This is a genomic window from Bradyrhizobium sp. AUGA SZCCT0176 (genome assembly GCF_018130145.1).
Taxonomy (GTDB): Bacteria; Pseudomonadota; Alphaproteobacteria; order Rhizobiales; family Xanthobacteraceae; genus Bradyrhizobium.
On the sequence record NZ_JAFCMB010000017.1, the window covers coordinates 115,803 to 139,315 of the forward strand.

A 23,513-nucleotide genomic window follows, 5' to 3' on the forward strand; every position below is an offset into this window, starting at 1 on the left:
GAACGGGCGAAAACCGTCTGATTGCGGGGCCTTGCGGGCCCGTTAACCAGCCGGTTTGGATTCGCTCTTAGGTTTTGCGGCGGCCTTGGGCTTGGCGGGCTTCGCGGCCGGCTTATCGCCCGAAGCGGCAGGCTTCTCGGCCGGCCTGGCGGCGGGCTTGGCAGCTGCGGCAGGCTTTACAGCTGCCACAGGCTTGGCGGCGGCAGCAGGCTTTGCGGCGGCGGTGTCCGGTTTGACATTCGCGTGCCGGGCCGCGGCCGGCTTGGGCGCGGGTTTTGCGTCGGATTTGGCGGCGGTCTTGGCATCAGTCTTGGGCTTATCCGCGTCCGGCTTCTTCGCAGCGACCGCGACCTTCGATTTCTTGCCGCGCCGCGTGGTCTGCTTTTGATCATCCGCGGCCACTGCGGCAATCAGCTCCGGACCGGTCTTCTTCGGGCCGGTATAGACCACCATGGGCTCGCCAGCCGTGTACGCCGTCGCGAGCAATTCCGATGGCTTTGCCGTCGGCGCCTGCAGTCCGGCGGAAAAGAACGCCAGCGCCGGGCTTTCACCACTGGCGGCGGCCAGCGTCGTGTCCGCATCCTCGTCGGTGGCGGGTCGTTTGCGCCTGCCGTTGCACATCTCCTCGCGCAGGTTCGGCGGCGTGGCGTCGATCGGCACCAGATTGTCGACGGTGCCGAGCGAGGGTCGCAACCATCCCAGCCCGTTGCTGGCAAAGCCGCGCTCCAAGAGCTGGGCGGCGCGCACCGCGCGCGCCTGGCCGGAGGTCGAGCCGAGCACGACCGCGATCAGCCGCTTGCCGTCGCGTGTCGCCGAGGCCACCAGATTGTATCCGGACGCGCAGATGAAGCCGGTCTTGAAGCCGTCGGCGCCGGCATAGCGGCCGATCAGCTTGTTGAAATTGTTGGTGGTGCGGCGGCCGAAACGGATCGCCGGGATGTGCATGAAATATTCGTATTCGGGCAGATCGCGAATCACGGCACGCGCCAAAATCGCAAGATCGCGCGCCGAGGTGATCTGGCCATCGGCGGGCAGGCCGTTCGGATTGACGTAGCTCGTCTGCGTCATGCCGAGCCGCTGCGCGGTCGCGTTCATCATCCCCGAGAAGCCGTCGACGGAGCCGCCGACGCCTTCGGCGAGCACCACGGCCATGTCGTTGGCCGACTTCACCATCACCATCGCCAGCGCGTTTTCGACGGTGACTTGCGTGCCCGGCTTGAAGCCCATCTTCGACGGCGACTGCGATGCCGCCACCGGCGAAACCGTCAGCACGCTGTCTAGGCGCAGGCGTCCTTCCTTGACGGCTTTGAGCGTGACGTAAGCCGTCATGATCTTGGTCACCGAGGCCGGATACCAGGGCATCGTCGCATTTTCGGCCTGCAACACCTTGCCGGTTTCGGCTTCGACCACCAGCAACGCCTCGGCGTGCGCGGCGCGGGGCGTTGCCACCGCAAGCGCGGCGACGAGCAGGATCAGGTTCAACAATGGATGGCGAAGCAGCGGGCGAAGAAAATGCACTTTTGCGTTCCGGTCCTTTGAGACCCGCCTTCGAAAAAGGAGGTCCTGAAATCTGACGTTCGGGTTTCAAGCGTGCGATCTTGAAACCAAATTTGCGCCGTCGCTCACGGCGGCTGCAAACCTATACCGGCTTGTTGATCGAGAACAGAGGCCGGGCAATTAAATCGTGGACGAAAAGGCGCAATTTCGCCGATAATTCAATGCGGGATGGCGGCGCAGGGGCGGGCTATTGTGTCTCAATGCTGGCCCGCGCGTCGGCCTGCACCATGAACTGCGCCCGCGCGAGTTCCGCAAAGCGGCCGCCTTTGGCCACCAGTTCATCGAAAGTTCCACTTTCGATCACGTGGCCGTTGTCGAACACCAGGATGCGCGTCGCGTTGCGGATGGTCGAAAGCCGGTGCGCGATCACGAAGGTCGTGCGGCCCTTCATCACTTCGTCGAGAGCGGCGTTGACTTTTGCCTCGGTGACCGCGTCGAGCGCGCTGGTGGCCTCGTCGAGGATCAGGATCGGCGGGTCCTTCAACAGCGCGCGCGCGATCGACAGCCGTTGCCGTTCGCCGCCGGACAGCATGCGGCCGCGCTCGCCGGCATGGGTCTCGAATTTCTTGTCGCTGCGTTCGATAAATTCGAGCGCCTGCGCCCGCGACGCCGCGATGCGCATTTCCTCTTCGGTGGCGTCCGGTTTGCCGACGCGCAGATTGTCGGCGAGCGAGCGGTTGAACAGCAGGGCCTCCTGGAACACCACGCCGATATTCCGCCGCAGCGCGGTCAGCTTCAGGCCGCGGATATCCATGCCGTCAATTTTGATGATGCCGGACTGCGGATCGAACGCGCGATGCAACAGCGCGATCGCGGTCGATTTGCCGGCGCCGGTCGGGCCGACCAGCGCGATGGTCTGGCCGGGCAAAGCGGTGAAGGAAAGATCCTCGATCGCGGGCCGCTTGCCGTCATAGGAGAACGAGACGTCGTTGAATTCGATCAGGCCGGAGAGCCGCCCGGTGTCCATTGCGCCGGGCCGGTCGCGCACCGCGGGCACGGCGTCCAGCACGTCGAAGAATTCCTGCAAGCGCGGCGCTTCCATGAACACGCTGTTGATGAAGCTCACCACCTGTTCGAGCTTCTGGATCAGCATGGTCGCGAAGCTCACGAACATCACGATCTCGCCGACGGTCGTCAGCCCCTGCTCGTGCAGCACGATGCCGATGGTGAAGATCGCGAGCACGGTGATGGTGGTGGAGGCGCGGGTGATCACGGTGACCAGCGCCCACCAGCCGAGCACCGGCATCTGCACCGCGAGCAGCTTGTCGGCGACATAGCGCAGGCCCTGCACCTCGGCATCGATGCGCACGAAGCTCTGCACCAGCGCGACGTTGCCGAGCGCGTCGGAAGCGCGCGCGGAGAGGTCCGAGTAATGCTCCTCGACCTCGCTCTGCATGCCATAGGTCTTGCGCACCACCAGCGTGGTCAGCACCGTGAACACCACGCACAGCAGGAACAACAGGATCGCCAGCCGCCAGTTGATGTAGAGCGACAACGGCAGCAGCACCACCAGCGACATGATCGCGGCAAAATGCTCGCGGAAGAATCCGAGCCAGAGCCGCCACAGCGAGTCGGTACCGTTCAGCATCACCTTCATCAACCGCCCGGAATGGGTGCCGGTGTGGAAGGTCAGTGGCAGCTGCATGATGTGTTCGAAATAGTCGGTCAGCACCGCCTGGCGCTGGCGGTGCGCCAGCTTGTCGGCGTGCAGCGCCACCGCGGCGCTGCAGTTGATGGTGAACAGTCCGAACGCCACCCAGGCCGCCAGCAGCGGCCAGGCTCCTGACGACGACAGCGGACCCGGCGCCGGCTTGCCGGAGAGCACGTCGATGATCTTGCCGAACAGCACGGGCTCGGCGAATTGCGCGCCGGCCAGCAGCAGATTGGCGCCGGCCAGAATCCAGCCCAGCCGCGCCTCTTTGCCGAGCAGCTCGAGCACGCGGGTGTAAAGGCGAATCATGGACATGCCGCAAGCACTGGAGGGGGCAACGGGGCGATCGGTCGAGCCGCATTCTAATCAGGGATCGCCGCCGAGAACCAGCGTCCGCGCGACTTTTACTCAATTGATCAGCCGGCCGTTGACGGGGGGCAGGAACTGGTCGTCGAAAATGTCCGCTGCTACCGGCCGCTTCTGGAATTTGAAGCCTTCCGCGAGCTGATCGATCGACCGCTCGAACCTCGCACTATCGATGCCGCCGATGCCGTTGCGCCTGACCTCGCCGGTCAGGATATTGTCGCGCAGGATGGCGCTCAGCCGTTCGAGCTCCAGATCGCGCGAGCCGCCGTCCATGCGGTTGACGATCTCGGTCACTGCGGCCGCGGGGTCCTTGACGGCCAGGTGCGTGCCGCCGATCACCGCCCGCACAAATCCCTTCACGGCTTCCGGCTTGGCCGCCGCCAGCGCCGGGTTGACGACAATGGCGAAACCATAGGCGTCGCAGCCATAGTCGGCGAATTTCAATACCGCCAGATCGTCGGCCGGCACGCCACGGTCTTTCAGGTTGATCGCCGACAGATAGGAAAATCCGGTGACGGCATCGATCTGGCCCGCCGACAGCATCGGCTCGCGCACCGCGGCGCTGATATTGCTTTGTTTGACGCTCGCGATCTTGATGCCGTTCTGCTTCGCCACCGCCGGCCATAGGCGGATCGAAAGATCGCCCTCGGCGACGCCGAGATTCTTGCCTTCGATGTCCGACAGCGCCCGGACGCCGCGGCTCTTGCGGGCGATGATGGCGTAGGGTGCCTTGTTGAACAGCACGAACACCGCCTTGACCGGCGGGACGCCCTGCTTGTCCTTGTCGCGAAAGCGCACCAGCGCGTTGATGTCGACCAGCGCGAAATCGCTGGTGCCCGCTGCGACGCGCGCGATCGCATCCGGCGATCCGCTGGCGATGTTGATGGTGACGGCGAGCCCCTCGGCGGTGAACAGGCCGCCGGTGGCCGCCATCACGAACGGCGCGTCCGTCGCATCGATCGGCCGGTCGAGCGAGAACTGGATCGCGAGCGGCGGCCGTGGTTCGTCCGCGGCAAGGCTCGGCCCCGCACCAAAGCAGGCCACTCCGCAAAGGCCTGCAAGCGAGGCCAGCATCGAGCGAAGGGCGTTGGTTCGGCGTGCACGCATAGAGCTTACGTCACTGGGAGATGGGACACGTTGCCGCGTGGGCCAAGATTGTTGGATCGCAGGTCTGTTTCAGGACAAGAACACCGGCATTACAAGCCTTAAACGCAGGCATTCTGTCGCATCCAACGTGAACGGGCGATGACTGCCACGATTTGGCCAGAGATCGTTCAGCTTGCATTTGGTTTGGGGAACCTAATATCCGCTCGGTGGTTAGCAATTCGAGGCCTGTCAGGCCAAGCTCCCACGGAGGATATTGAGATGTTTGCACGATCAGGAGTGTTTTCATCGATCGGCCGCGCCGGCGCGGTGGCGACGGTTGTCGCGGTAGCCCTGACGGCCTACCAGCCGTCGGCAGCTTTCGCCGGCTCCGCGCCCGCCAAGGGCGTAACGGCCACGACCGGCACCAGCGACGCGACCGACTTCAGCTCGCGCGGCAGGAGATATTATGGCGGCGGCGGCGCTGCGGCGGCTGCGGCCTTCGCCGGCATCGTCGGCACCGGTATCGCGATTGCGGCCACCCAGAACCGCCGAGCTTATTACGGTGACAGCTATGGTTACTACGACGGCGGCCCGGCCTATTACGCTGCTCCCCCGGCCTATTACGGCGGCGGCCCGTACTACGGCGGTGGCTATTACGGCGGCGGTAACCAGTACTATGGCGGCTACAAGAATCCCAACGCCTGGTAATTCCAACGCCTTGTAATTGCGCGCGTTGCTAAGGCCGCTGTTAAACACGAATCCACCGGCCGCATCCGGCCGGTGGATTTTTTTGGTTGTCAAGCCGGCCGTTAACACGCTGGCCACGGCTTTCGATTAGGTTTGAGGGATGAGTGATTCGCTCGAACGGCTCTATCAGGCGGTGCTCGCGGCCAGGGATCTCGATCCCGCAATTTCGCGAACGGCGCGGCTGTTTCAGCGCGGCCCGGCCAAGATGGCCAAGAAGCTGGCCGAGGAAGCCATCGAAGTCGTGATCGACGCCGTCAACGGCGATACCGATGCGGTGGTCCGCGAGAGTGCTGATCTTCTCTACAACCTGACCGTTCTGTGGGCGGCCGCCGGCGTCAAGCCCGAGGATGTCTGGCGCGAGATGGCGCGGCGCGAGCTGATGCTCGGCATCGCCGAGAAGCTGCCGAAATCGACGGTCAAGGCGCCCAAAGCGATTCCTGACAAGGAGGCCTCCGCCAAGGCGTTACCCAAAGCGGTGACACCACCTGCGGTTCGGCGGCGAATTGTCGCGCTGGAAGGCCGCAGCCTGCGAAAGCGGCACTAAATCTTCCAAAATTCAGTCGTTTGCCGGCATGGACAAATCCGCTCCATGATGGTTCATGCGGCCATGCTTAAACGATCTTACGACTGGTTCATCGGCGCCGCCGACAAGCCCTACGCGCTCTGGATTTTGGCGGCGGTATCGTTCGCTGAAAGCTCCTTCTTCCCGATCCCTCCCGACGTCATGCTGCTGCCGATGTCGCTGGCGCGGCCGAAGCGGGCATGGTGGTTCGCGACCGTGTGCACGATCGCCTCGGTGGCCGGCGGCGTGGTCGGATATGCGATCGGCGCGTTGCTCTACGACTCGGTCGGGCAGTGGCTGATCAACGTCTATGGTCTCAGCGGCAAGGTCGAGGCGTTCCGGCAGTCCTATGCCGAATGGGGCGCGCTGATCATTATCGGCAAGGGGCTGACCCCGATCCCCTACAAGCTTGTCACGATCACGTCAGGGTTCGCCGGCTACAATATCTGGCTGTTCATCCTGTGCTCGATCATCGCGCGGGGCGGCCGGTTCTTCGTGGTCGCGATCCTGCTCAACCGTTACGGCGACCTCATTCGCAGCGAGCTGGAAAAGCGCCTCGGCCTCTGGGTTGCGATCGGCGCCGCGGTGCTGGTGCTCGGGTTCGTCATTGCGGTCAAATTGGTCTGACCTGCGCGCGGGGCGCTGTGCCGGCCCAAAGGCTTCAGAACACGCCCGCTTCGGGCTACGCTCGCTCCATGCCTGATCGAATCGGCCATCTTTTCAAGTCATTCGGGACGGCGTTCGCGGTCGCTTGCCTCGCGCTGTCGATGCTGGCGCTCGCCTCGGACGCCGGCTGGTCGCAAGGCGCGCCCCAGCCCTCGCTCGGCGTGCAGTCACCGGCCCAGCAGCCGGTGCCGCAAGGACCGGCGCCGCAGCAGATCGAACCGCCGCCGCAGCCGGAAAATCCCGGCCTGATCAACGAAATCGGCAAGCTGCTCGAGAAATCCAAATCGATCCTGCCGAGCCTGAAGAGCCCGGGCGAGACCGACCCCAACACCCGCGCCAAGGATACTGAAAAGGATGCTGCAAAGGATACCGGCGACAGCCGGTCGAACCTGGCGCTTCCGTCGATCATGGTCACAGGACGCGCGGCCTGCCTGGTGTCGGCCAATGGCGCGCCGGACTGCAAGGCGGGGGCCGACAAGCTGTGCCAGACCAAGGGTTACAGGGAAGGCAAGAGCCTCGACACCGACGCGGCGGAGAAATGCTCGCCGAAAGTGTTCATCCCGGGCCGCAAGCGCGAACCGGGCGACTGCAAGACCGAAAATTACGTGACGCGCGCGATATGCCAATAGCGTATGATGCGGACCCGCAGGGCCGCGTCAGCGCAAAGCGGGCGCCGGTTTTCCCTCGGGACAAACTCGGGAGCGTTTGCCCGGAGATCATGCGCAAAAAAATAGCGCCAAAACGCAATACTTGACACTGGAAAGATTGCCTTGTTGGTATGACGTCTGGCATCTCTTGAGACACCTCTCGGGTCATGCCCATGCCAGTTCCGGAACACGCATAAGGATTGCTTCGAATGTCCATGCCTGCCTTGTTCAAGGGCCGTCTGTCGATCCCCGTCATCGCTGCGCCGCTGTTCATCATTTCCGTGCCTGATCTCGTGATCGCGCAGTGCAAGGCGGGTGTGGTCGGATCGTTTCCGGCGCTGAACGCGCGGCCGCCGGCGCTGCTCGACGAATGGCTGGCGCGGATCAAGGAAGAACTCGCGGCGCACGACAAGGCGCACCCGGAAGCGCCCTCGGCGCCGTTCGCGGTGAATCAGATCGTGCACAAGTCGAACAACCGGCTCGATCAGGATCTGGCGCTTTGCGAAAAGCACAAGGTGCCGATGATGATCACCTCGCTCGGTGCGCGCGAAGAGCTCAACCAGGCCGCGCATGGCTGGGGCTGCATCGTGTTCCACGACGTCATCAACCAGAAATTCGCGCACAAGGCGGTTGAGAAGGGCGCCGATGGCCTGGTCCTGGTGTCGGCGGGCGCCGGCGGCCATGCCGGCGAAATCTCGCCATTGGCCTTCGTGGCCGAGACCAGGCAATGGTTCGACGGTCCGATCGCGTTGTCGGGCGCGATTGCCAACGGCCGGGCCATTCGCGCGGCACGCATACTGGGTGCCGACTTCGCCTATATCGGCTCGGCCTTCATCGCCACGGCGGAGGCCAATGCGGTGGAAGGCTACAAGCAGATGATCACGGCCTCAGGCGCGGAAGACATCGTCTATTCCAACCTGTTCACCGGCGTGCACGGCAACTATCTGAAGCCGTCGATCGTCGCCGCCGGCATGGATCCCGACAATCTGCCGACCTCGGATCCGTCCAAGATGAGTTTCGGCACGGATGCTTCGGGTGAGCGCGCCAAGCCGAAGGCCTGGAAGGAAATCTGGGGCAGTGGCCAAGGCGTCGGCAGCGTGGAAAAAATTCTGCCAGCGGCCGAACTGATCGCAAGGTTCAAGAAGGAATACGCCGAAGCAATCGATCCGCCGCTGTGATTTTTTCTTCCTTCTCCCCTTGTGGGAGAAGGTGCCTTCGCGAGAGCGAAGGCGGATGAGGGCTCTATCCGCGGAGAGAACCCCTCACCCGTCCGCGATGCTGCGCATCGCGTCCACCCTCTCCCACAAGGGGAGAGGGAAGAAGGCGACGCGCTATCGCCGACGCGCGACCATCACACGTTCAGATTCATCCACACCGCCTTCGGCTCGGTAAAATTCTCGATCGCGGCCGAGCCGTGTTCCCGGCCGAAACCGGAATCGCGCACGCCGCCCCATGGCAAGCGCACGTCGGTATAGCCATAGGTGTTGATCCAGACCGTTCCGGCCTTTGCATTCTTCGCGAAACGCTGCACCCGCCCGATGTCGCGGCTCCACACCCCGGCCGCGAGGCTGTAGGCGGTGCCGTTGGCGATCCGCAGCGCATCGGCTTCATCTCTGAACTTGATGACGCTGACCACCGGGCCGAAAATTTCCTCCTGCGAGATGCGCATCTCGTGTTCGACATTGGCGAACACGGCGGGGCTGATGAAATAGCCGCTGGTGCCGACGCGTGTCCCGCCGGTGGTCAGCAGCGCGCCTTCCTGCTGGCCGATATCGACATAATCGAGGATGCTCTTCATCTGCTTTTCGGAAATCACCGGACCCAGCGCCGTGGCGCGATCACCGGGATCGCCGATGCGGATCGACTGGGCGCGTTGCGTCAGCCGTTCGACCACTTCATCGTAGACTTTCTCATGGACCAGCACGCGGGAGCCTGCCGAGCACACCTGCCCGGCGTTGAAGAAGATTCCTGAAGCCGCCGCCTTGCTGGCGGCCTCGATATCGGCGTCGTCGAAGATCACGTTGGCGGACTTGCCGCCGAGTTCGAGCGATACCCGTTTGAAGTTGCCGGCCGCACCGCGCAGGATGCCGCGGCCGACGCCTGGCGAGCCCGTGAACGTGACCTTGTCGACATCAGGATGATTGACCAAGGCGTCGCCGACGACACGGCCGGGGCCGGTCACGATGTTGAGCACGCCCGGCGGCAGGCCGGCTTCCAGCGCCAGTTCGCCGATCCGCAGCGCCGACAGCGAGGTCAGTTCGGCGGGCTTCATCACGATGGTGCAGCCGCAGGCGAGCGCGGGCGCCAGTTTCCACATCCCGATCATCAGCGGAAAATTCCAGGGAACGATCGCAGCGACCACGCCGACCGGCTCGCGCACCGTGTAGGTCAGCGCATCGTCCCGCGTCGAGACCACCTCGCCGTGGATCTTGTCGGCCCAGCCCGCGTAGTAGGTCAGCGTGTCGATGGCGGCCGGAAGGTCCTGCCGCAGCACGCCTGAGATCGGCTTGCCGGCATCCAGGCTTTCGAGTGCTGCGATTTCGTCCGAATGCTTCTTCATCAGTTCTGCAAGACGGAGCAGGATCTGCCCGCGCTCGGAGGCGCGCATGCTGCGCCAGGGGCCTTCGAAGGCCCGGCGGGCCGCGGCGACGGCGCGATCGACGTCGGCCTCGTTGCCTTCGGCCACGGTGGCAATGACCTGTTCGGTGGCTGGATTGAGCGTCTTGAAGGTGCGCCCGGAGATCGAAGGCACGTGCTGGCCGTCGATCAGCAGCAACCGGGGCCTGGCGGCCGCGATCGCAGGCGCCGTCGCAGTGTAATCATATGCAATGGACATCATATTTCCTCCGTTTCTGTATCCCAAACTAGGAGGATATTTGGCGCAGTAAATATGATATGATCTGCCTATGGACCGCGAATATATGCAGTCGACTTCATAGGTTGAGAGCCAATGCACCACATCGAGATCGAAACCGTCTGGCGATTTCACAAGGAGGGCAGCCCGCAGACAGCCGTGGTGATGCTCGGAATTCTCAACGAGATCCGTAAAACCGGAAAACTCACCAGCGCGGCCACGCACGCCCAACTGTCCTATCGCCATGTCTGGAATCTGGTCGAGCAATGGTCGGATTTCTTTGGCGTGCCGCTGGTCGAGACCCAGCGCGGCAAGGGCACGACGCTGACCGCGTTCGGCGAAAAGCTGGTCTGGGCCGGCGAGCGGATGCAGGCGCGTCTCGGCCCCCAGCTTGAAAACCTGGCGCAGGAGCTCGCGACCGAGATCAAGCCCTTCCTGCACCAGCGTCCATCCGTGATCCGCGTCCACGCCAGCCATGGCTTTGCGGTCTCGAAGCTGCGCGAACTGCTCGACCGCGAACCCGGGATCGGCGTCGATTTGCGCTATGTCAGCAACCAGAATTCGCTGCTGTCGCTGGCGCAGGGCGCCTGCGATCTCTCCGGCGTGCATCTGCCGCGCGGCGAGTTGCGGGCGCAGGGCATCCGGGCCTGCAAGGAATGGCTCGATCCGCGCGAAGACCGCGTCATCAGTTTCGTGACGCGCGAAATGGGATTGATGGTCAAGCCGGGCAACCCGCTCAAGATTGCATCCATCAAGGATATCGTTGATAGCAAGGCGCGTTTTGTGAACCGCGACCATGATTCCGGAACGCGGCTGCTGTTCGATCAGTTGCTTATCCTGCACAGGATCGACGAAGCGAAAATCAACGGCGCCCAGCAGATGGAATTCACCCACGCGGCGGTCGCCGCCTATGTCGCCAGCGGCATGGCCGATGTGAGTTTTGGCGTCGAGGCGGCCGCACGTCAGTTCGGACTCGATTTCATCCGCTTGCTGACCGAGGATTATTTCTTCGTCTGCAAGCGCGCGTTTCTGGAGACCGAGCCGATGCGGCGCGTCATCGACATCATGAAGGGCCGCGAGTTCCAGCGCGAGGTGGCGAGCCTGCCCGGTTATGTCGCGACCAACACGGGTGTGGTCAGCAACGTCAAGGCGTTTTTGGAGAGCGTGGGTAGCGGAGCGGCGTGAGAATGGTATCGTTACGCCCATCCACGCTTGCGACGGACGGGATCGATGACGACCAAACAGGATCTGAGTGCGCGTGTCGCGCTGGTGACGGGTGGCTCGCGCGGCATCGGCGCTGCGATTGCAATGACGCTGGCCGAACTCGGTGCCACGGTCGCGGTCAATTATCGCGAGCGAGCGGATGACGCCGAAGCCGTTGTTGCCAAAATCAAGGCCGGTGGTGGCCGCGCCATCGCCGTTGCCGCCGACGTGTCGCAGGCCGCTGCCGTCGCAAGAATGGTCGAACAGGTCGCGCGCGACCTCGGTCCGATCGACATCCTCGTCAACAATGCCGGCATCGCGATCGTGCGCAGCGTCGACGAACTTTCCGAGGCCGATTTCGACCGCACCATCACGGTCAACCTGAAGTCGGTCTTCCTGTGCACCCAGGCCGTGCTTCCCATGATGCGGGCGCGCCAATGGGGCCGCATCGTCAACATCTCCTCGGGTGCCGCGCGCGGCGCCGGCGCCATCGGCCCGCACTACAACGCCTCCAAGGCCGGCATGGAGGGACTGACGCGAGGGTACGCGGCGCGGCTGGTGAAGGAGGGGATCACGGTCAACAATGTGGCGCCGTCGCTGATCGAAACCGACATGATGCGCGGCCGCACCGATCTTGCGCGCAATATTCCGCTGGGCCGAATGGGGCAACCTGAGGAAGTGGCGCAGGCCGTCGCGATGGTGCTCGGCAACGACTACATGACCGGGCAAACGATTATTCTCAACGGCGGCATGGCCTTCATTTGACGCGTGAGCGCATCCCCTTGTGAATCGTGCACGGGGGTCTGTGTCGCCGCGCTCTCGACTCTCCGACACCGAGCAGGCAGAAAGCGACATTCTCCTCTCCAGGGATCATTGATTGATGGACGCTATCTTTCGCGTGGACGGCAACAGCGTCCTCACCAGCCCCCACGCGGCGGGCCCGTGGGATCCGAGCATGCAGCACGGCTCACCACCGGCGGCGTTGGTGGTCTGGGCGGCAGAAGCATTACCGACGCCGGTACCGATGCGGATCGCGCGCGTGACAGTGGATCTGATGCGCCCGGTGCCGGTCGCACCGCTGACGATCGAGACCGAGATTCTGCGCGAAGGCCGCAAGATCCAGCTCTGCGCGGTAAAACTTCGCGCCAACGGCGTCGTCGTGGTCGCAGCCACGATCTTGAAGATCAAGCTGCAGGCCAACGAATTGCCGCCCGAGGCCGAGATCGAACAGGTCACGCTGCCGGGACCAGAACAATCGCGGGTCGAGCCCGCGGATTTTTCTTCCAGCCCGTTCGTAACCGGCATGTCGCTGCGCGCCGCGCGCGGCCGGTTCGGCGTCCCCGGTCCGGGCGCGATCTGGTATCGCGTCGATCGCCCGGTTGTCGAAGGGGCGGCGGTCTCTCAGGCAATGCGCGCGATGGTGGCCGCGGATTTCTGCAACGGCACTTCGGCGGTGCTGGATTTCCGGCAATGGACGTTTCTCAACGCCGACCTCACGGTGAATTTCGCGCGCCAGCCTGTCGGCGACTGGATGCTGCTCGACGCCGAATCCTGGATCGGCCCCGACGGCGCGGGCCTCGCGATGGCGCGGCTGGCCGATGAACGCGGCTATTTCGGCCGCGCCGTCCAGAGCCTGGTGATCGAGCGGCGTTGACGCGAGGGCGATCGGGTGGTCAGCCGATCCGGCTTGGCAAACCGATCAAATTGCCACCACTTTTGCTGATCGCAACCGCTCGCCTGTAACTTCGGGTAGCTCTCGTGTCGCTCTCCGGCCGCCACGCGGTCGCTGAATGAGTTGTCATAATTAATCAACCATTAACCAAATCAGTCCCATCCTTAATTATTCAGTAACCAGGAATGGGTGGATCCACCATGCAGGCAACAGCGGGGGCAACGCGACAATTGGTTCGCATGCGAGGCCGCTCGTATGTCGCCTTCGTGTTCACGCCGGAGATTCCGATTCTTGGCTGGCTCGAGGAGATCGATGCGACACTGGCGCGTTCGCCGGGCTTCTTCGTCGGCAAGCCTGTCGTGCTCGACCTGGCGGCGCTGGACCTCAGCCGCGCGGCCATCACCCACCTCGTCAATAATCTGGAAGAACGCAACATCCGCGTGCTGGGGATCGAGGGCGTGGATGCCGAGAAGCTCACCACCAGCATGCCGCCGCTTTTGACCGGCGGTCGTTCCTGCGTCATCACGCGAACCGAGCCTGCGGAAAAGCCCGAGGAAAAGGTCGAGGCCAAGCCGAAGCCGAATTCGCTGCTGCTCGAAAGTCCGGTCCGCTCGGGCCAGTCGATCGTCTTCACCGATGGCGATGTCACCGTGCTGGGCTCGGTCGGCTCGGGTGCGGAAATCGTCGCCGGCGGATCGATCCATGTTTACGGCACGCTGCGCGGCCGGGCGATGGCCGGCGTCAACGGCAATTCGTCGGCCAGGATTTACTGCCAGAAGATCGAGGCGGAACTGCTCGCCATCGACGGCTACTACCAGACTGCTGAAGAAATCGACGCCTCGCTGCGGAATCGCCCGGCCCAGGCCTGGCTGCAAGGCGACACCATGAAAATTACACCGCTGAATTAATCGGCTACGGAGATCAATTATGGCAAAGGTCCTGGTCGTTACATCAGGCAAGGGCGGCGTTGGAAAGACGACGTCCACGGCCGCGCTCGGTGCGGCGCTGGCCCAGGCCGGCGAGAAGGTCGTCGTCATCGACTTCGACGTCGGCCTGCGCAACCTCGATCTGGTGATGGGCGCGGAACGGCGCGTGGTGTTCGACCTCATCAACGTGGTGCAGGGCGTCGCCAAGCTTCAGCAGGCGCTGATCCGCGACAAGCGCCTGGAGAATCTGTGGTTACTGCCAGCTTCCCAGACCAGGGACAAGGACGCGCTGACCGACGAAGGCGTCGGCCGGGTCATCGCTGAGCTGCGGACCAAGTTCGACTGGATCCTGTGCGACAGTCCCGCAGGCATCGAACGCGGCGCGATGCTGGCGATGCGTTATGCGGACGAAGCCGTGATCGTCACCAACCCGGAAGTCTCCTCGGTGCGCGACTCCGACCGCATCATCGGGATGCTCGATTCGAAGACCGTCAAGGCGGAGCAGGGCGAGCGGGTGACCAAGCACATCCTGATCACAAGGTTCGATCCGGTGCGCGCGGCGCGCGGCGAGATGCTCAGCATCGATGACATCCTCGAAATTCTCGCAACCCCGCTGCTCGGCATCATCCCCGAGAGCCAGGACGTGCTTCGCGCCTCGAATGTCGGCTCTCCCGTCACCCTGAACAATGTGGCCAGTGCACCGGCTCGCGCCTATACCGACGCGGTCCGCCGCCTGATGGGCGAAACCGTCGACATGGTCGTGCCGGCCGAACGCAGGGGATTTATGAATCGATTGCTCGGACGGAGGGCGGCATGAGTATGAATCTGCTTCGCCTGTTCAGCGGCCGCAAGGCAACCGCCCCGGTGGCGCGGGAGCGGCTGCAGATTCTGCTGGCGCACGAGCGCGGCCTGCGCGGTCAACCGGACCTGCTGGCGACGCTGCGCGAGGAGATCCTCGCCGTGGTCTCTCGGCACATCCAGCTCGACCCCGACAAGGTCACGGTCAAGCTTGACCGCGGCCCGGCCGTGTCGACGCTCGAAGTCGATATCGAAGTGCCGAATAATTTCGAGAAGACCAAGGCTCACGCTGAAAGGCGAGCAGGGGCGGCTTGATACCGCGATGAGGCCGGGGCCGGGCAATGGCGCTGCGGCGGGGAGCGCCGTTCCCCGCTTGCCGTGAAGCCGGCCGTCCAACGCTGGCCATGTCACCAACGAATTTCCGGCTGCTGGCCGGAAACGGCGCGATGTGATCCGAATTTTCTCCTCCTGGTTCCATCTCCGGGGAACCCCCTGATATCGCCGGAGTTGCCCTCCGTTAGGGGGCCTCATGAACGCAGCCGGAATACCCACGGACAAGGCAAAATCGGGCGTGTGGGGCCTGGACGACATCCTGTCCGGCGGCTTTACGCGTGGCCATCTGTTTCTGCTCGAAGGTGAGCCCGGCACGGGCAAAACCACCATTGCGCTGCAATTCCTGATGGAAGGCGCGCGCGCCGGCGAAAAGTGCCTCTACGTCACGCTGTCTGAAACCGAACGTGAGCTGCGCGAGGGCGCGGCGTCCCATGGCTGGGCGCTCGACGAGCGTATCGACATCTTCGAATTGTTGCCACCGGAGAGCCTGCTCGATTCCGAACAGCAGCAGAGCCTGCTCTATTCGTCCGATCTCGAACTCGGCGAGACCACCAAGCAGATATTCGAAGCCGTGGAACGCACGCGGCCGGCCCGGGTGGTTCTGGACAGTCTTTCCGAAATCCGGCTGCTGGCGCAAAGTTCGCTGCGGTATCGGCGTCAGATCCTGGCGCTCAAGCATTATTTCGCGAAGTTCAAGACCACTGTCATGCTGCTCGACGATCTGACCGCCGATGCTGCGGACAAGACCGTTCACAGTGTGGCACACGGCGTGGTGCGGCTGGAGGAGCTGGCGCCGGCCTACGGCGCAGAGCGACGGCGGGCGCGCGTCGTCAAATATCGTGGCGTGAAGTTTCGCGGCGGCTATCATGACGCCACCATCACGACCGGCGGGATGAATATCTTTCCGCGGCTGGTGGCCTCGGAGTTTCGCAGGGCGGTTGAGCGAACCACGATGTCCAGCGGCATCGCGGAACTCGACAGGCTGCTGGGTGGCGGCGTCGAGTCAGGATCGAGCACCCTGATCCTCGGGCCCGCGGGAACCGGCAAGTCGCTGGCCGCGATTACCTTCATTGTCGCGGCGGTCGCGCGGGGTGAAAGGGCGGCGTTGTTCGTGTTCGACGAAGAACTCGGGCTGTTGTTTTCGCGCATGATCGGGCTCGGCATCAATCTCGAGGAAATGCAGCGCAGCGGCAGCCTGTTCATCGAGCAGGTCGATGCCGCGGAGCTGTCGCCCGGTGAATTCGCCCATCGCGTCCGCAAGCGGGTCGATGACGACCGGATCAAGACGGTCGTGATCGACAGCCTCAACGGCTATCAGGCCGCCATGCCCGAAGAAAATTCCCTGATCCTGCACGTGCATGAATTGCTGCAGTATCTGAACCGCCAGGGTGCTGCGACATTCATGACGGTGGCACAGCATGGACTGATCGGAGATATGAAGGCGCCGGTGGATGTCACGTACCTTGCCGATACGGTTGTGCTGCTGCGCTATTTCGAAGCGCTGGGCAGCGTGCGGCGTGCGATGTCGGTCATCAAGAAGCGTACCGGCATGCACGAATCGACGATTCGCGAATATCGCATCGGCAATCGCGGACTGACGATTGGTGAACCGCTGGACGGTTTCCATGGCGTTCTGCGTGGCGTTCCGGTTTATGTTGGCGAAGGGCAGCCCTTGCTGCAGGAACGCCGCTTGTTCGAGGAGCAGCAGCCGTGAAACCGGGCGCATCGTCTGAGCGCGCCGTCATTCTCGCACCGACCGGGCGCGATTCGTCCGTGGCCACTACGCTCATCAGGGAAGCGGGGTATTACGCCAATACCTGCAGCGATCTTGCCGGCTTGATCCATGAGATCGAAAGCGGGGCTGGCCTTGCGGTCGTCGCTGACGAGGCGATCAAGACCGCGGATCTCCGGGGATTGGTAGATTGGCTGAGCAGCCAGCCGCCGTGGTCGGATTTCCCGATCGTGCTGCTGACGCGACAGGGTGGCGGTCCCGAGCGCAATCCGGATGCGATGCGGCTCGGGCAAATCCTGGGCAATGTCACCTTCATCGAGCGCCCTTTCCATCCGACGACGCTTGTCAGCATTGTCGGTTCTGCGGTCCGGGCCAGGCGCCGCCAGTACCAGACGCGCTCGATCCTCGCCGATCTGACCGAAAGCGAAGGCCTGCTGCAGACCGCGCTGAATGCCGGTCATCTCGGGGCGCTTGAACTGCATTTGCCGGAATACAAACTCGAAGCATCGGAAACCTGCGCGCGCTTTTTCGGCCGCAAGCCGGGCGAGTCTTTCACTTTTCAGGATTTGTCGGCTGCGGTTCATCCCGACGACCGGGAGCGCCGTCTCGAAGCCATCGATCAGGCGATCAAGACCGGTGGGGATTACCGCATCGAATATCGGATTATCTGGCCCGACGGCTCGCAGCACTGGGTGGACACCCGCGCCCGCGCGGTACGGTGGCCGGACGGCAGCATCAAGTCGCTGGTCGGCGTCTGCTCCGATATCACCGCGCGCAAGGTTGCGGAAATCGAGCGCGAGGCCCTGCTCGCGCAACTCGCCGCCGAACGCACCGCGCTGGCGGAACTGACGGCGACACTGGAGCAGCGCGTCGAGCAGCGCACCGCCGATCTGATGAAGGAAGTCGCCGCGCGTGAAAAGGCGCAGGAACAGTTGCGCCAGGCGCAGAAGATGGAGACGATCGGACAGCTTACCGGCGGCGTGGCGCATGATTTCAACAATTTGCTGATGGCCGTGATGGGTAACCTTGATCTGCTGCGCAAGCGCATGCCCGACGATCCCCGGCTTCACCGCCTGGTCGATGGCGCCATGCAGGGCGCGGAACGGGGTGCGTCATTGACCCAGCGCCTTCTGGCCTTTGCGCGCCAGCAGGATTTGCGCACGGTCTCGGTCGACCTCCGTTCGCTGATTCAGGATATGACCAACCTGCTGGAACGCTCGCTCGGCCCGCGCGTCGCGGTGCGGTTGGACATCAAGGACGGCCTGCCTCCGGCGCGTATCGATCCCAACCAGCTTGAGCTTGCGATCCTCAATCTGGCGATCAACGCGCGTGACGCGATGCCCGACGGCGGTCCGATCGACATCAGGCTGGACGAGCAGAAGATCACCAGGGATGCGGTGTTGAAGCCTGGCCGTTATCTCAGGCTGTCCGTCGTCGATACCGGCACCGGCATGACATCAGAGACACTGGAGCGGGCGATCGAGCCCTTCTTTTCGTCCAAGCCGCTAGGCAAGGGCACCGGCCTTGGCCTGTCGATGGTGCACGGCCTGGCGGTGCAACTCGGTGGCGCCTTGCGGCTTGCAAGCGCGGTCGGAAAAGGCACCACCGCGACGCTGATACTCCCGATAGCTACCGCTGCACCGGAGGTCGAGGCTCCGGCGCCGGCGACGCAAGGCACCAAACGCTCGGCCGTGATCCTGTTTGTCGACGACGATCCGCTGATTGCCATGTCGACCATGGAGATGCTGGAAGACCTCGGTCACCACGTGATCGGCGCCAATTCGGGCCTGCATGCGCTCGACATTCTCAGGAGCGAGCAGCCGATCGATTTGATGATGACCGATCACGTGATGCCCGGGATGACCGGTATTGAACTCGCGGCTGCGACGCGCCAGGTGCGCCCGTCGCTGCCCATCCTGCTGGCAACAGGTTATGCCGAATTGCCCGAAGGCGCGCAGCTCGATCTGCCGCGGCTTGCAAAACCTTATCACCAGGATCAGCTGCGCGAGCGGCTCGATCAACTGCTGGCGTGAGCCGGAAAATTTACCCCACCATCCGGTCGCGGCCGGTCCAGAAGCCTGCCTTCAGCACCTTCTTGTCGACCTTGCCGACGCCGGTCATCGGCAACTCGGTGACGAATTTGATGTGCTTTGGCGCGTGCGCCGAGCCTTTTTTCGTTTTCACGAGATTGATCAACTCATCCGCATTCGGCTTCGCACCTTCGCGCGCCACCACCACCGCGGTGACGGCCTCGCCCCATTTATCGTCGGGAACGCCGACCACGGCGACCATCGCGACGTCGGCATGCTGCGACAAGACGTCCTCGACCTCGCGCGGAAAAATGTTGAAGCCGCCGGAGACGATCATGTCCTTCTTGCGGTCGAGGATGAACATATAGCCGCGCTCGTCCTTGCGAGCGATATCGCCGGTATGCAGCCAGCCGCTCTTGAGCGTTTCGGCGGTTTGCTCCGGCCGCTTCCAGTATTCGGCCATCACATGCGGCGCGCGCACGCAGATTTCGCCGGCCTCGCCGGTCGCAACCTCCTGGTCGTTGTCGTCGAGCACGTTGACCTCGCACGCCGAGATCGGGAATCCGCAGGACGTAAACATTTCCGGCGTCTTCGGATCGTGGTCGGCCTTGCGCAGCACCGACACCGGATAGCACTCGGTCTGGCCGTAGAGCTGCGAGAACACCGGCCCGATCCGCTCGATGCCCTCGACGAGGCGGCTCGGCGACATTGCGGATGCGCCATAGAGCAGCAATTCGAGCGAAGAGAGGTCGGTCCTGTCGAGCGATGGATGATCGAGCATCACGTAGATCATCGTCGGCACGAACAGCGTAAAATTGATGCGCTCGCGCTCAATGGTCTTGAACACGGCTTCGGGATCGAAACCCTTCAGCATGTGCACGGTGCCGCCGCGCATCAGCGTCGGCAGCACTTTGGTGCCGGCGACATGGCTGATCGGTGCCACCGTGAGATAGCTCGGCCGATCCGGGATTTCGAAGTCCGCCAGGATCGCGCTGGCGGCGCCGCTATTCTCGCGGTGGGTGCGCAACGCGCCCTTGGATTTGCCGGTGGTGCCGCCGGTGTAGTTCAGGGTGGAGATATCGTCGGGCCTGGCAAAGCAGCGTGCCGTAACGCTGCCGGCAGCCTCAACTGCCGTCAATAGATCGACTCCATAGCTGGCGGGCCCGAGCGTGAACACGGTTTTCAGGCTAACGGCCCTGGCCGCGAGTTCGCCGCCGCGATCGCGAAAGGTGACGCCGTCGACCACCAGCATCTGCGCTTCGGAGTCCTCGAGCTGGAACAGCTGATCGTCGAGCGAGCCCAGCGGATGCAGCCAGGTGATCGAAAGCCGCGACAATTGCGCGGCGACGCCCGCGCACCAGGCGTCGGCGCGGTTGGCGGTGAGGAAAGCGACGCGGGTACCGGGCTCGAAGTTCAGCCGCATGAACACGGCTTGAATGCGGCCGATCAGGTCGGTCGTGCCTTGATAGGTGATCGATCCGCCGGGCCAGCTGAACGCGGTCCGCTCCGGGTAACGCGCCAGCGCCCGCAGCGTCTGCTCGCAAGCGACCGGAGACGCGTACAGCGGATTGTTCATTTCAAAATTCCTCCCGCAACTTTTGTAATTGGCTCTCGATCGTGCCAATGTTGATCCTATAGCGTTTTCAAGCGAAGTGGATACCGGTTCGCGTGAAGAAAACGCGTGAAAACAATAAAGCCGCTAGCACACCAAGGCCACGGCTCAAGTTGCGATGATGCATACATCCGATCTTCTCGCGCGCTTTCAGGATCGTCTCAGCCTGCCGCTGATCGCGGCGCCGATGTTTCTCGTTTCCGGCGTCGAGCTTGTGGTCGCCGCATGCCGCAACGGCGTGATCGGCTCGTTCCCGACGGTGAATTGCCGCAGCCACGAACAGCTCGAAGAATGGCTCAGCGAGATCGAAGGCCGTTTGCAGCGTCATTCGGACGAGAGCGGCAAGCCCGCCGCGCCGATCTGCGCGAACCTGATTGTGCATCGCTCCAATGCACGGCTGGCGCAGGATCTGGCGGTGCTGCTGCGGCACAAGCCCGAGATCGTCATCACCTCGGTCGGATCGCCGGCACAGGTCGCGGCGCCGTTGCATGATGCCGGCGCGCTTGTCTTCGCCGACGTCGCCAGCATCCGCCACGCCGAACGCGCGGTCGCTGCCGGCGCTGATGGCCTCGTACTGCTGACCGCAGGCGCGGGTGGCCAGACCGGCTGGCTCAATCCGTTCGTGTTCGTGCGTGCGGTGCGCGGCTTCTTCGACGGGCCGCTGGTGCTCGCGGGCGGCATCAGCGACGGACATGCCTTGCGCGCGGCGCAGGCGCTTGGCTGCGACCTCGCCTACATGGGCACCAGGTTCATCGCCACGTGCGAGAGCATGGCGGATCCGAGATACAAGGATATGCTGGTCGCCAGCAGCGCCGACGACATTCTGCTGACCACGGCTTTCACAGGTTTGCAGACCAACATGCTGCGGCCATCCATCGAAGCTGCCGGCCTCGATCCCGACGATCTGCCGGCGCGCGGCGCCATCGATATTGGCAAGGACATCGACATCGGCGCGCGCGAAAACCGCCCAAAGCGCTGGAAAGACATCTGGAGCGCCGGCCATTCCACCTCGGGCGTGACCGAAGTGCTTGGCGTCGATGAACTGGTTGCACGGACGCTAGTCGAGTATCGCGCCGCGGCGGCGAAAATCCAGTTCACCTAGTTCGCCACAAAATACCAATTCTTGTCGTAGTGAACGAGCTGGCTCGGCGGTTTGTCGTCGAACTCGAAGAAGTCTTTGGGATCGCTGCCCGGCGGCACGTGCAGGAAGCCGGTGAAATAGTGTTTCAGGCCGCGCGAGGTCAGGAACAGCACGTAGGTGCCTTCTTTGGCCGTGTCGATGACGATGTCGTTTCCGCCGGCGGAAACCTTGGGCTCGTTTGCGCCCAGCGCGATCATGTATTTGTTGTAGGGGACGTTCGGCCTGAGCTCGCCGGCCTCGACGCGGGCCACGATCCGTTCGCGATCGGCGCGGTGCCAGTGGAAATTTCGCTGCAGCGCGACCTTCTGCAGTGGTGCGTAGACCAGCAGCGCCAGCGTCGCCGCGCACATCAGGAACGGGATCGCGAATTTTGTCCCGCCCCGTGGGATGCGAAGCAGCAGCGTCGCCGTCCAGAGGCAGCAGCCGAAGAACATCAGCGCCGTCAGCGGCAGGATGCCGAGCAGGACAAAGCCGGACGGCCACTCGGCCATCGACAATTCGAAGGTCGCGAGCAGCAGCGTGCCGATCGAAATGCCCGCGGCCGCCAGCAATTCGGCGCGGACCGACGGCCCGTTCGTGGCGGTCGTCGCTTCCTGAGTTGTTTCCGCCATGCAGGGTTGTTTCTCGTGCCGTTCCCGGATTAACGGGCCATTAACCAAATCCGCCCCAACAATAGAACCACAGGATAGCCGGCCGCACCGCCGGGCGATCCGCAAATAAGGGGGCGCAAGATGGATTTCGATCAGTTTTATGCCAAAACCCCGGCCACCATCGACGAAATCAGGTGGCGGGTGACCCGCGCGCTGGACCGGCACCCGCTCTGCCGCAACGTCGAATTCGACATCCTCAGCATGCCCCGCACCGGCAAAAGCAACTGGACCATCAGCCTGCGCTCGGTCGCCCCCGACGCGCTCTGGGAGGCCTCCGATATCGTGGCCGACATCCAGGAAGCCTACGATCTGGCCGCGGCGGCCTGATTTTTTGCCGATTCGACGCGATTCTCGCGCTTTTCCGGGGGCACTAACCCCTTGAGCGGCATGGTAAAGCCTTAATTACCGTCCAGCTTTCGGGCATCCTCGGTAGCGTTTTCGAGCGAGGTGGATACCGGTTCGCGTCAAGAAACGCGTCATAAATATAAAGACTGGAGCCGACAGGCTCTGGGATCGGCGGAATGGAGACATTGTTGACCAAAGTCATTACGATCGTTGCGTTGACCTGTTTCCTCGTGGTGGGCGCCGCCGCCACCGCAATTCTCGGCCGCGACACCCTGTTCGCCGCGCATTACGAACTGGCCTCCGCACCAACCGCGGTCCAAACTCCGGTCTCGAACAAGGAAAGCAAGAAGGACAAGCTCGCCATTGCGACGATGGCGCTGGCCGCGTTCGAACCGCCGCAGGCCGCCCCCGTACTGAGCGAGCCGCTGCGCCAGGCCTATGCCTCGACCGGGCCGGCCGATCTTGGAATTCCGAAAGTCGCGGCACCCGCCATGGCGCCTGCTGCGGCACCGCCCAAGCCCAAAGCCGCCGCCAAGCCGACCCCGCAAAAGAACTACGCGCTGCTCAGCGACATCCAGATCGCCGGGATCAAGGAGCGCCTCAAGCTTTCCGCCTCGCAGGAATCTTATTGGCCGCCGGTGGAGACCGCGTTGAAGGCTGTCGCCCGCAAGATTCACGCAAAGCGTCAGGCCGATCCCAATGCGGCGGGCGGCATTCCGATCGATCCCGAGGCTGAAGAAGTCCAGCAGCTGAAATCGGCGGCGATGCCGTTGTTGTTCCAGTTGCGCGAAGATCAGAAGAGCGAAGTGCGCTCGCTCGCCCGCATCATCGGGCTCGAAAAAGTAGCCTCCATGATCTGAGCGATTGCGGCGGCCGCAGCGCACGCCGCCGGTTCCATCGTTTCCACATTTTCCCATATCGGAACATCGGCTCCA

General features: G+C 63.5%; 22 protein-coding genes. 16 read left to right on the forward strand and 6 right to left on the reverse strand.

Translation table 11 applies throughout. The annotated features are described in order from the left end of the window. Positions 1–42: 42 nt before the first annotated feature. The 3 genes from JQ600_RS29070 to JQ600_RS29080 all read right to left on the reverse strand — a co-directional run bounded on the left by JQ600_RS29070 (position 43) and on the right by JQ600_RS29080 (position 4,681). Positions 43–1,518, reverse strand: a complete 1,476-nt coding sequence (locus JQ600_RS29070) for a D-alanyl-D-alanine carboxypeptidase family protein (RefSeq protein ID WP_212386385.1) — start codon at positions 1,516–1,518, stop codon at positions 43–45. 226 nt (positions 1,519–1,744) lie between these two features. Further along, positions 1,745–3,523 (reverse strand): glucan ABC transporter ATP-binding protein/ permease, encoded by a 1,779-nt coding sequence (locus JQ600_RS29075; RefSeq protein ID WP_212490196.1) that lies wholly within the window; start codon positions 3,521–3,523, stop codon positions 1,745–1,747. Positions 3,524–3,616: 93 nt separating this feature from the next. Then, complete coding sequence (locus tag JQ600_RS29080) at positions 3,617–4,681, reverse strand: ABC transporter substrate-binding protein (protein ID WP_212386387.1); 1,065 nt, start codon at positions 4,679–4,681, stop codon at positions 3,617–3,619. A gap of 258 nt (positions 4,682–4,939) precedes the next feature. Here JQ600_RS29080 and JQ600_RS29085 point away from each other — a divergent pair, with 258 nt between their 5' ends. The 5 genes from JQ600_RS29085 to JQ600_RS29105 all read left to right on the forward strand — a co-directional run bounded on the left by JQ600_RS29085 (position 4,940) and on the right by JQ600_RS29105 (position 8,460). Then, on the forward strand, positions 4,940–5,368 hold the full coding sequence (locus tag JQ600_RS29085; RefSeq protein ID WP_212265184.1) for a hypothetical protein: 429 nt from the start codon (positions 4,940–4,942) through the stop codon (positions 5,366–5,368). Between the two features lie 139 nt (positions 5,369–5,507). Beyond that, positions 5,508–5,951: a phosphoribosyl-ATP diphosphatase gene (gene hisE, locus JQ600_RS29090; RefSeq protein ID WP_212265183.1), complete on the forward strand. Its 444-nt coding sequence runs from the start codon at positions 5,508–5,510 to the stop codon at positions 5,949–5,951. A 45-nt stretch (positions 5,952–5,996) separates the two neighbouring features. Continuing rightward, positions 5,997–6,596, forward strand: a complete 600-nt coding sequence (locus tag JQ600_RS29095; protein WP_212265182.1) for a YqaA family protein — start codon at positions 5,997–5,999, stop codon at positions 6,594–6,596. A 68-nt stretch (positions 6,597–6,664) separates the two neighbouring features. Beyond that, positions 6,665–7,264 carry a hypothetical protein gene (locus tag JQ600_RS29100; RefSeq protein ID WP_249136140.1) on the forward strand — a complete coding sequence of 200 codons (600 nt, stop codon included), beginning with the start codon at positions 6,665–6,667 and terminating at the stop codon, positions 7,262–7,264. Between the two features lie 227 nt (positions 7,265–7,491). Continuing rightward, positions 7,492–8,460 carry a nitronate monooxygenase family protein gene (locus tag JQ600_RS29105; RefSeq protein WP_212265181.1) on the forward strand — a complete coding sequence of 323 codons (969 nt, stop codon included), beginning with the start codon at positions 7,492–7,494 and terminating at the stop codon, positions 8,458–8,460. A 173-nt stretch (positions 8,461–8,633) separates the two neighbouring features. Here JQ600_RS29105 and JQ600_RS29110 read toward each other — a convergent pair whose 3' ends face one another. Further along, on the reverse strand, positions 8,634–10,118 hold the full coding sequence (locus JQ600_RS29110; protein ID WP_212265180.1) for an aldehyde dehydrogenase family protein: 1,485 nt from the start codon (positions 10,116–10,118) through the stop codon (positions 8,634–8,636). A gap of 114 nt (positions 10,119–10,232) precedes the next feature. Here JQ600_RS29110 and JQ600_RS29115 point away from each other — a divergent pair, with 114 nt between their 5' ends. The 8 genes from JQ600_RS29115 to JQ600_RS29150 all read left to right on the forward strand — a co-directional run bounded on the left by JQ600_RS29115 (position 10,233) and on the right by JQ600_RS29150 (position 18,833). Continuing rightward, positions 10,233–11,321, forward strand: coding sequence for a substrate-binding domain-containing protein (locus tag JQ600_RS29115; RefSeq protein ID WP_212386388.1), 1,089 nt, complete (start codon positions 10,233–10,235; stop codon positions 11,319–11,321). 45 nt (positions 11,322–11,366) lie between these two features. After that, positions 11,367–12,104, forward strand: a complete 738-nt coding sequence (locus tag JQ600_RS29120) for an SDR family NAD(P)-dependent oxidoreductase (RefSeq protein WP_212386389.1) — start codon at positions 11,367–11,369, stop codon at positions 12,102–12,104. Positions 12,105–12,219: 115 nt separating this feature from the next. Then, positions 12,220–12,993 carry a thioesterase family protein gene (locus JQ600_RS29125; protein ID WP_212386390.1) on the forward strand — a complete coding sequence of 258 codons (774 nt, stop codon included), beginning with the start codon at positions 12,220–12,222 and terminating at the stop codon, positions 12,991–12,993. Between the two features lie 218 nt (positions 12,994–13,211). Beyond that, positions 13,212–13,919, forward strand: a complete 708-nt coding sequence (minC, locus tag JQ600_RS29130; protein ID WP_212386391.1) for a septum site-determining protein MinC — start codon at positions 13,212–13,214, stop codon at positions 13,917–13,919. Between the two features lie 19 nt (positions 13,920–13,938). Then, positions 13,939–14,754, forward strand: coding sequence for a septum site-determining protein MinD (minD, locus tag JQ600_RS29135; RefSeq protein ID WP_192735279.1), 816 nt, complete (start codon positions 13,939–13,941; stop codon positions 14,752–14,754). Further along, positions 14,751–15,050 (forward strand): cell division topological specificity factor MinE, encoded by a 300-nt coding sequence (minE, locus tag JQ600_RS29140; protein ID WP_212036347.1) that lies wholly within the window; start codon positions 14,751–14,753, stop codon positions 15,048–15,050. The genes minD and minE overlap by 4 nt, the downstream gene beginning before the upstream one ends. Positions 15,051–15,264: 214 nt before the next feature. Further along, complete coding sequence (locus tag JQ600_RS29145; RefSeq protein ID WP_212386392.1) at positions 15,265–16,782, forward strand: ATPase domain-containing protein; 1,518 nt, start codon at positions 15,265–15,267, stop codon at positions 16,780–16,782. A gap of 59 nt (positions 16,783–16,841) precedes the next feature. Next, on the forward strand, positions 16,842–18,833 hold the full coding sequence (locus JQ600_RS29150) for an ATP-binding protein (protein WP_312010893.1): 1,992 nt from the start codon (positions 16,842–16,844) through the stop codon (positions 18,831–18,833). Positions 18,834–18,843: 10 nt separating this feature from the next. On the opposite strand, the gene JQ600_RS29155 is transcribed toward JQ600_RS29150, so the two are convergent. After that, entirely contained in the window at positions 18,844–20,406 is a 1,563-nt protein-coding gene (locus JQ600_RS29155) for an AMP-binding protein (protein WP_212490197.1), read from the reverse strand. 157 nt (positions 20,407–20,563) lie between these two features. Between JQ600_RS29155 and JQ600_RS29160 the strand changes: the two genes are divergently transcribed. Then, a complete protein-coding gene (locus JQ600_RS29160) occupies positions 20,564–21,544 on the forward strand; it encodes a nitronate monooxygenase family protein (protein ID WP_212386395.1) in 981 nt (326 codons plus the stop codon). Here JQ600_RS29160 and JQ600_RS29165 read toward each other — a convergent pair. Then, on the reverse strand, positions 21,541–22,194 hold the full coding sequence (locus tag JQ600_RS29165; protein ID WP_212386396.1) for a hypothetical protein: 654 nt from the start codon (positions 22,192–22,194) through the stop codon (positions 21,541–21,543). The two genes, JQ600_RS29160 and JQ600_RS29165, sit on opposite strands and share 4 nt — an antisense overlap. 120 nt (positions 22,195–22,314) lie before the next feature. Here JQ600_RS29165 and JQ600_RS29170 point away from each other — a divergent pair, with 120 nt between their 5' ends. Together JQ600_RS29170 and JQ600_RS29175 are read left to right on the forward strand one after the other, a co-directional pair. Beyond that, positions 22,315–22,560, forward strand: coding sequence for a hypothetical protein (locus JQ600_RS29170; protein WP_212265170.1), 246 nt, complete (start codon positions 22,315–22,317; stop codon positions 22,558–22,560). Between the two features lie 206 nt (positions 22,561–22,766). Then, a complete protein-coding gene (locus JQ600_RS29175) occupies positions 22,767–23,438 on the forward strand; it encodes a hypothetical protein (RefSeq protein WP_212386397.1) in 672 nt (223 codons plus the stop codon). Positions 23,439–23,513: the final 75 nt, after the last annotated feature.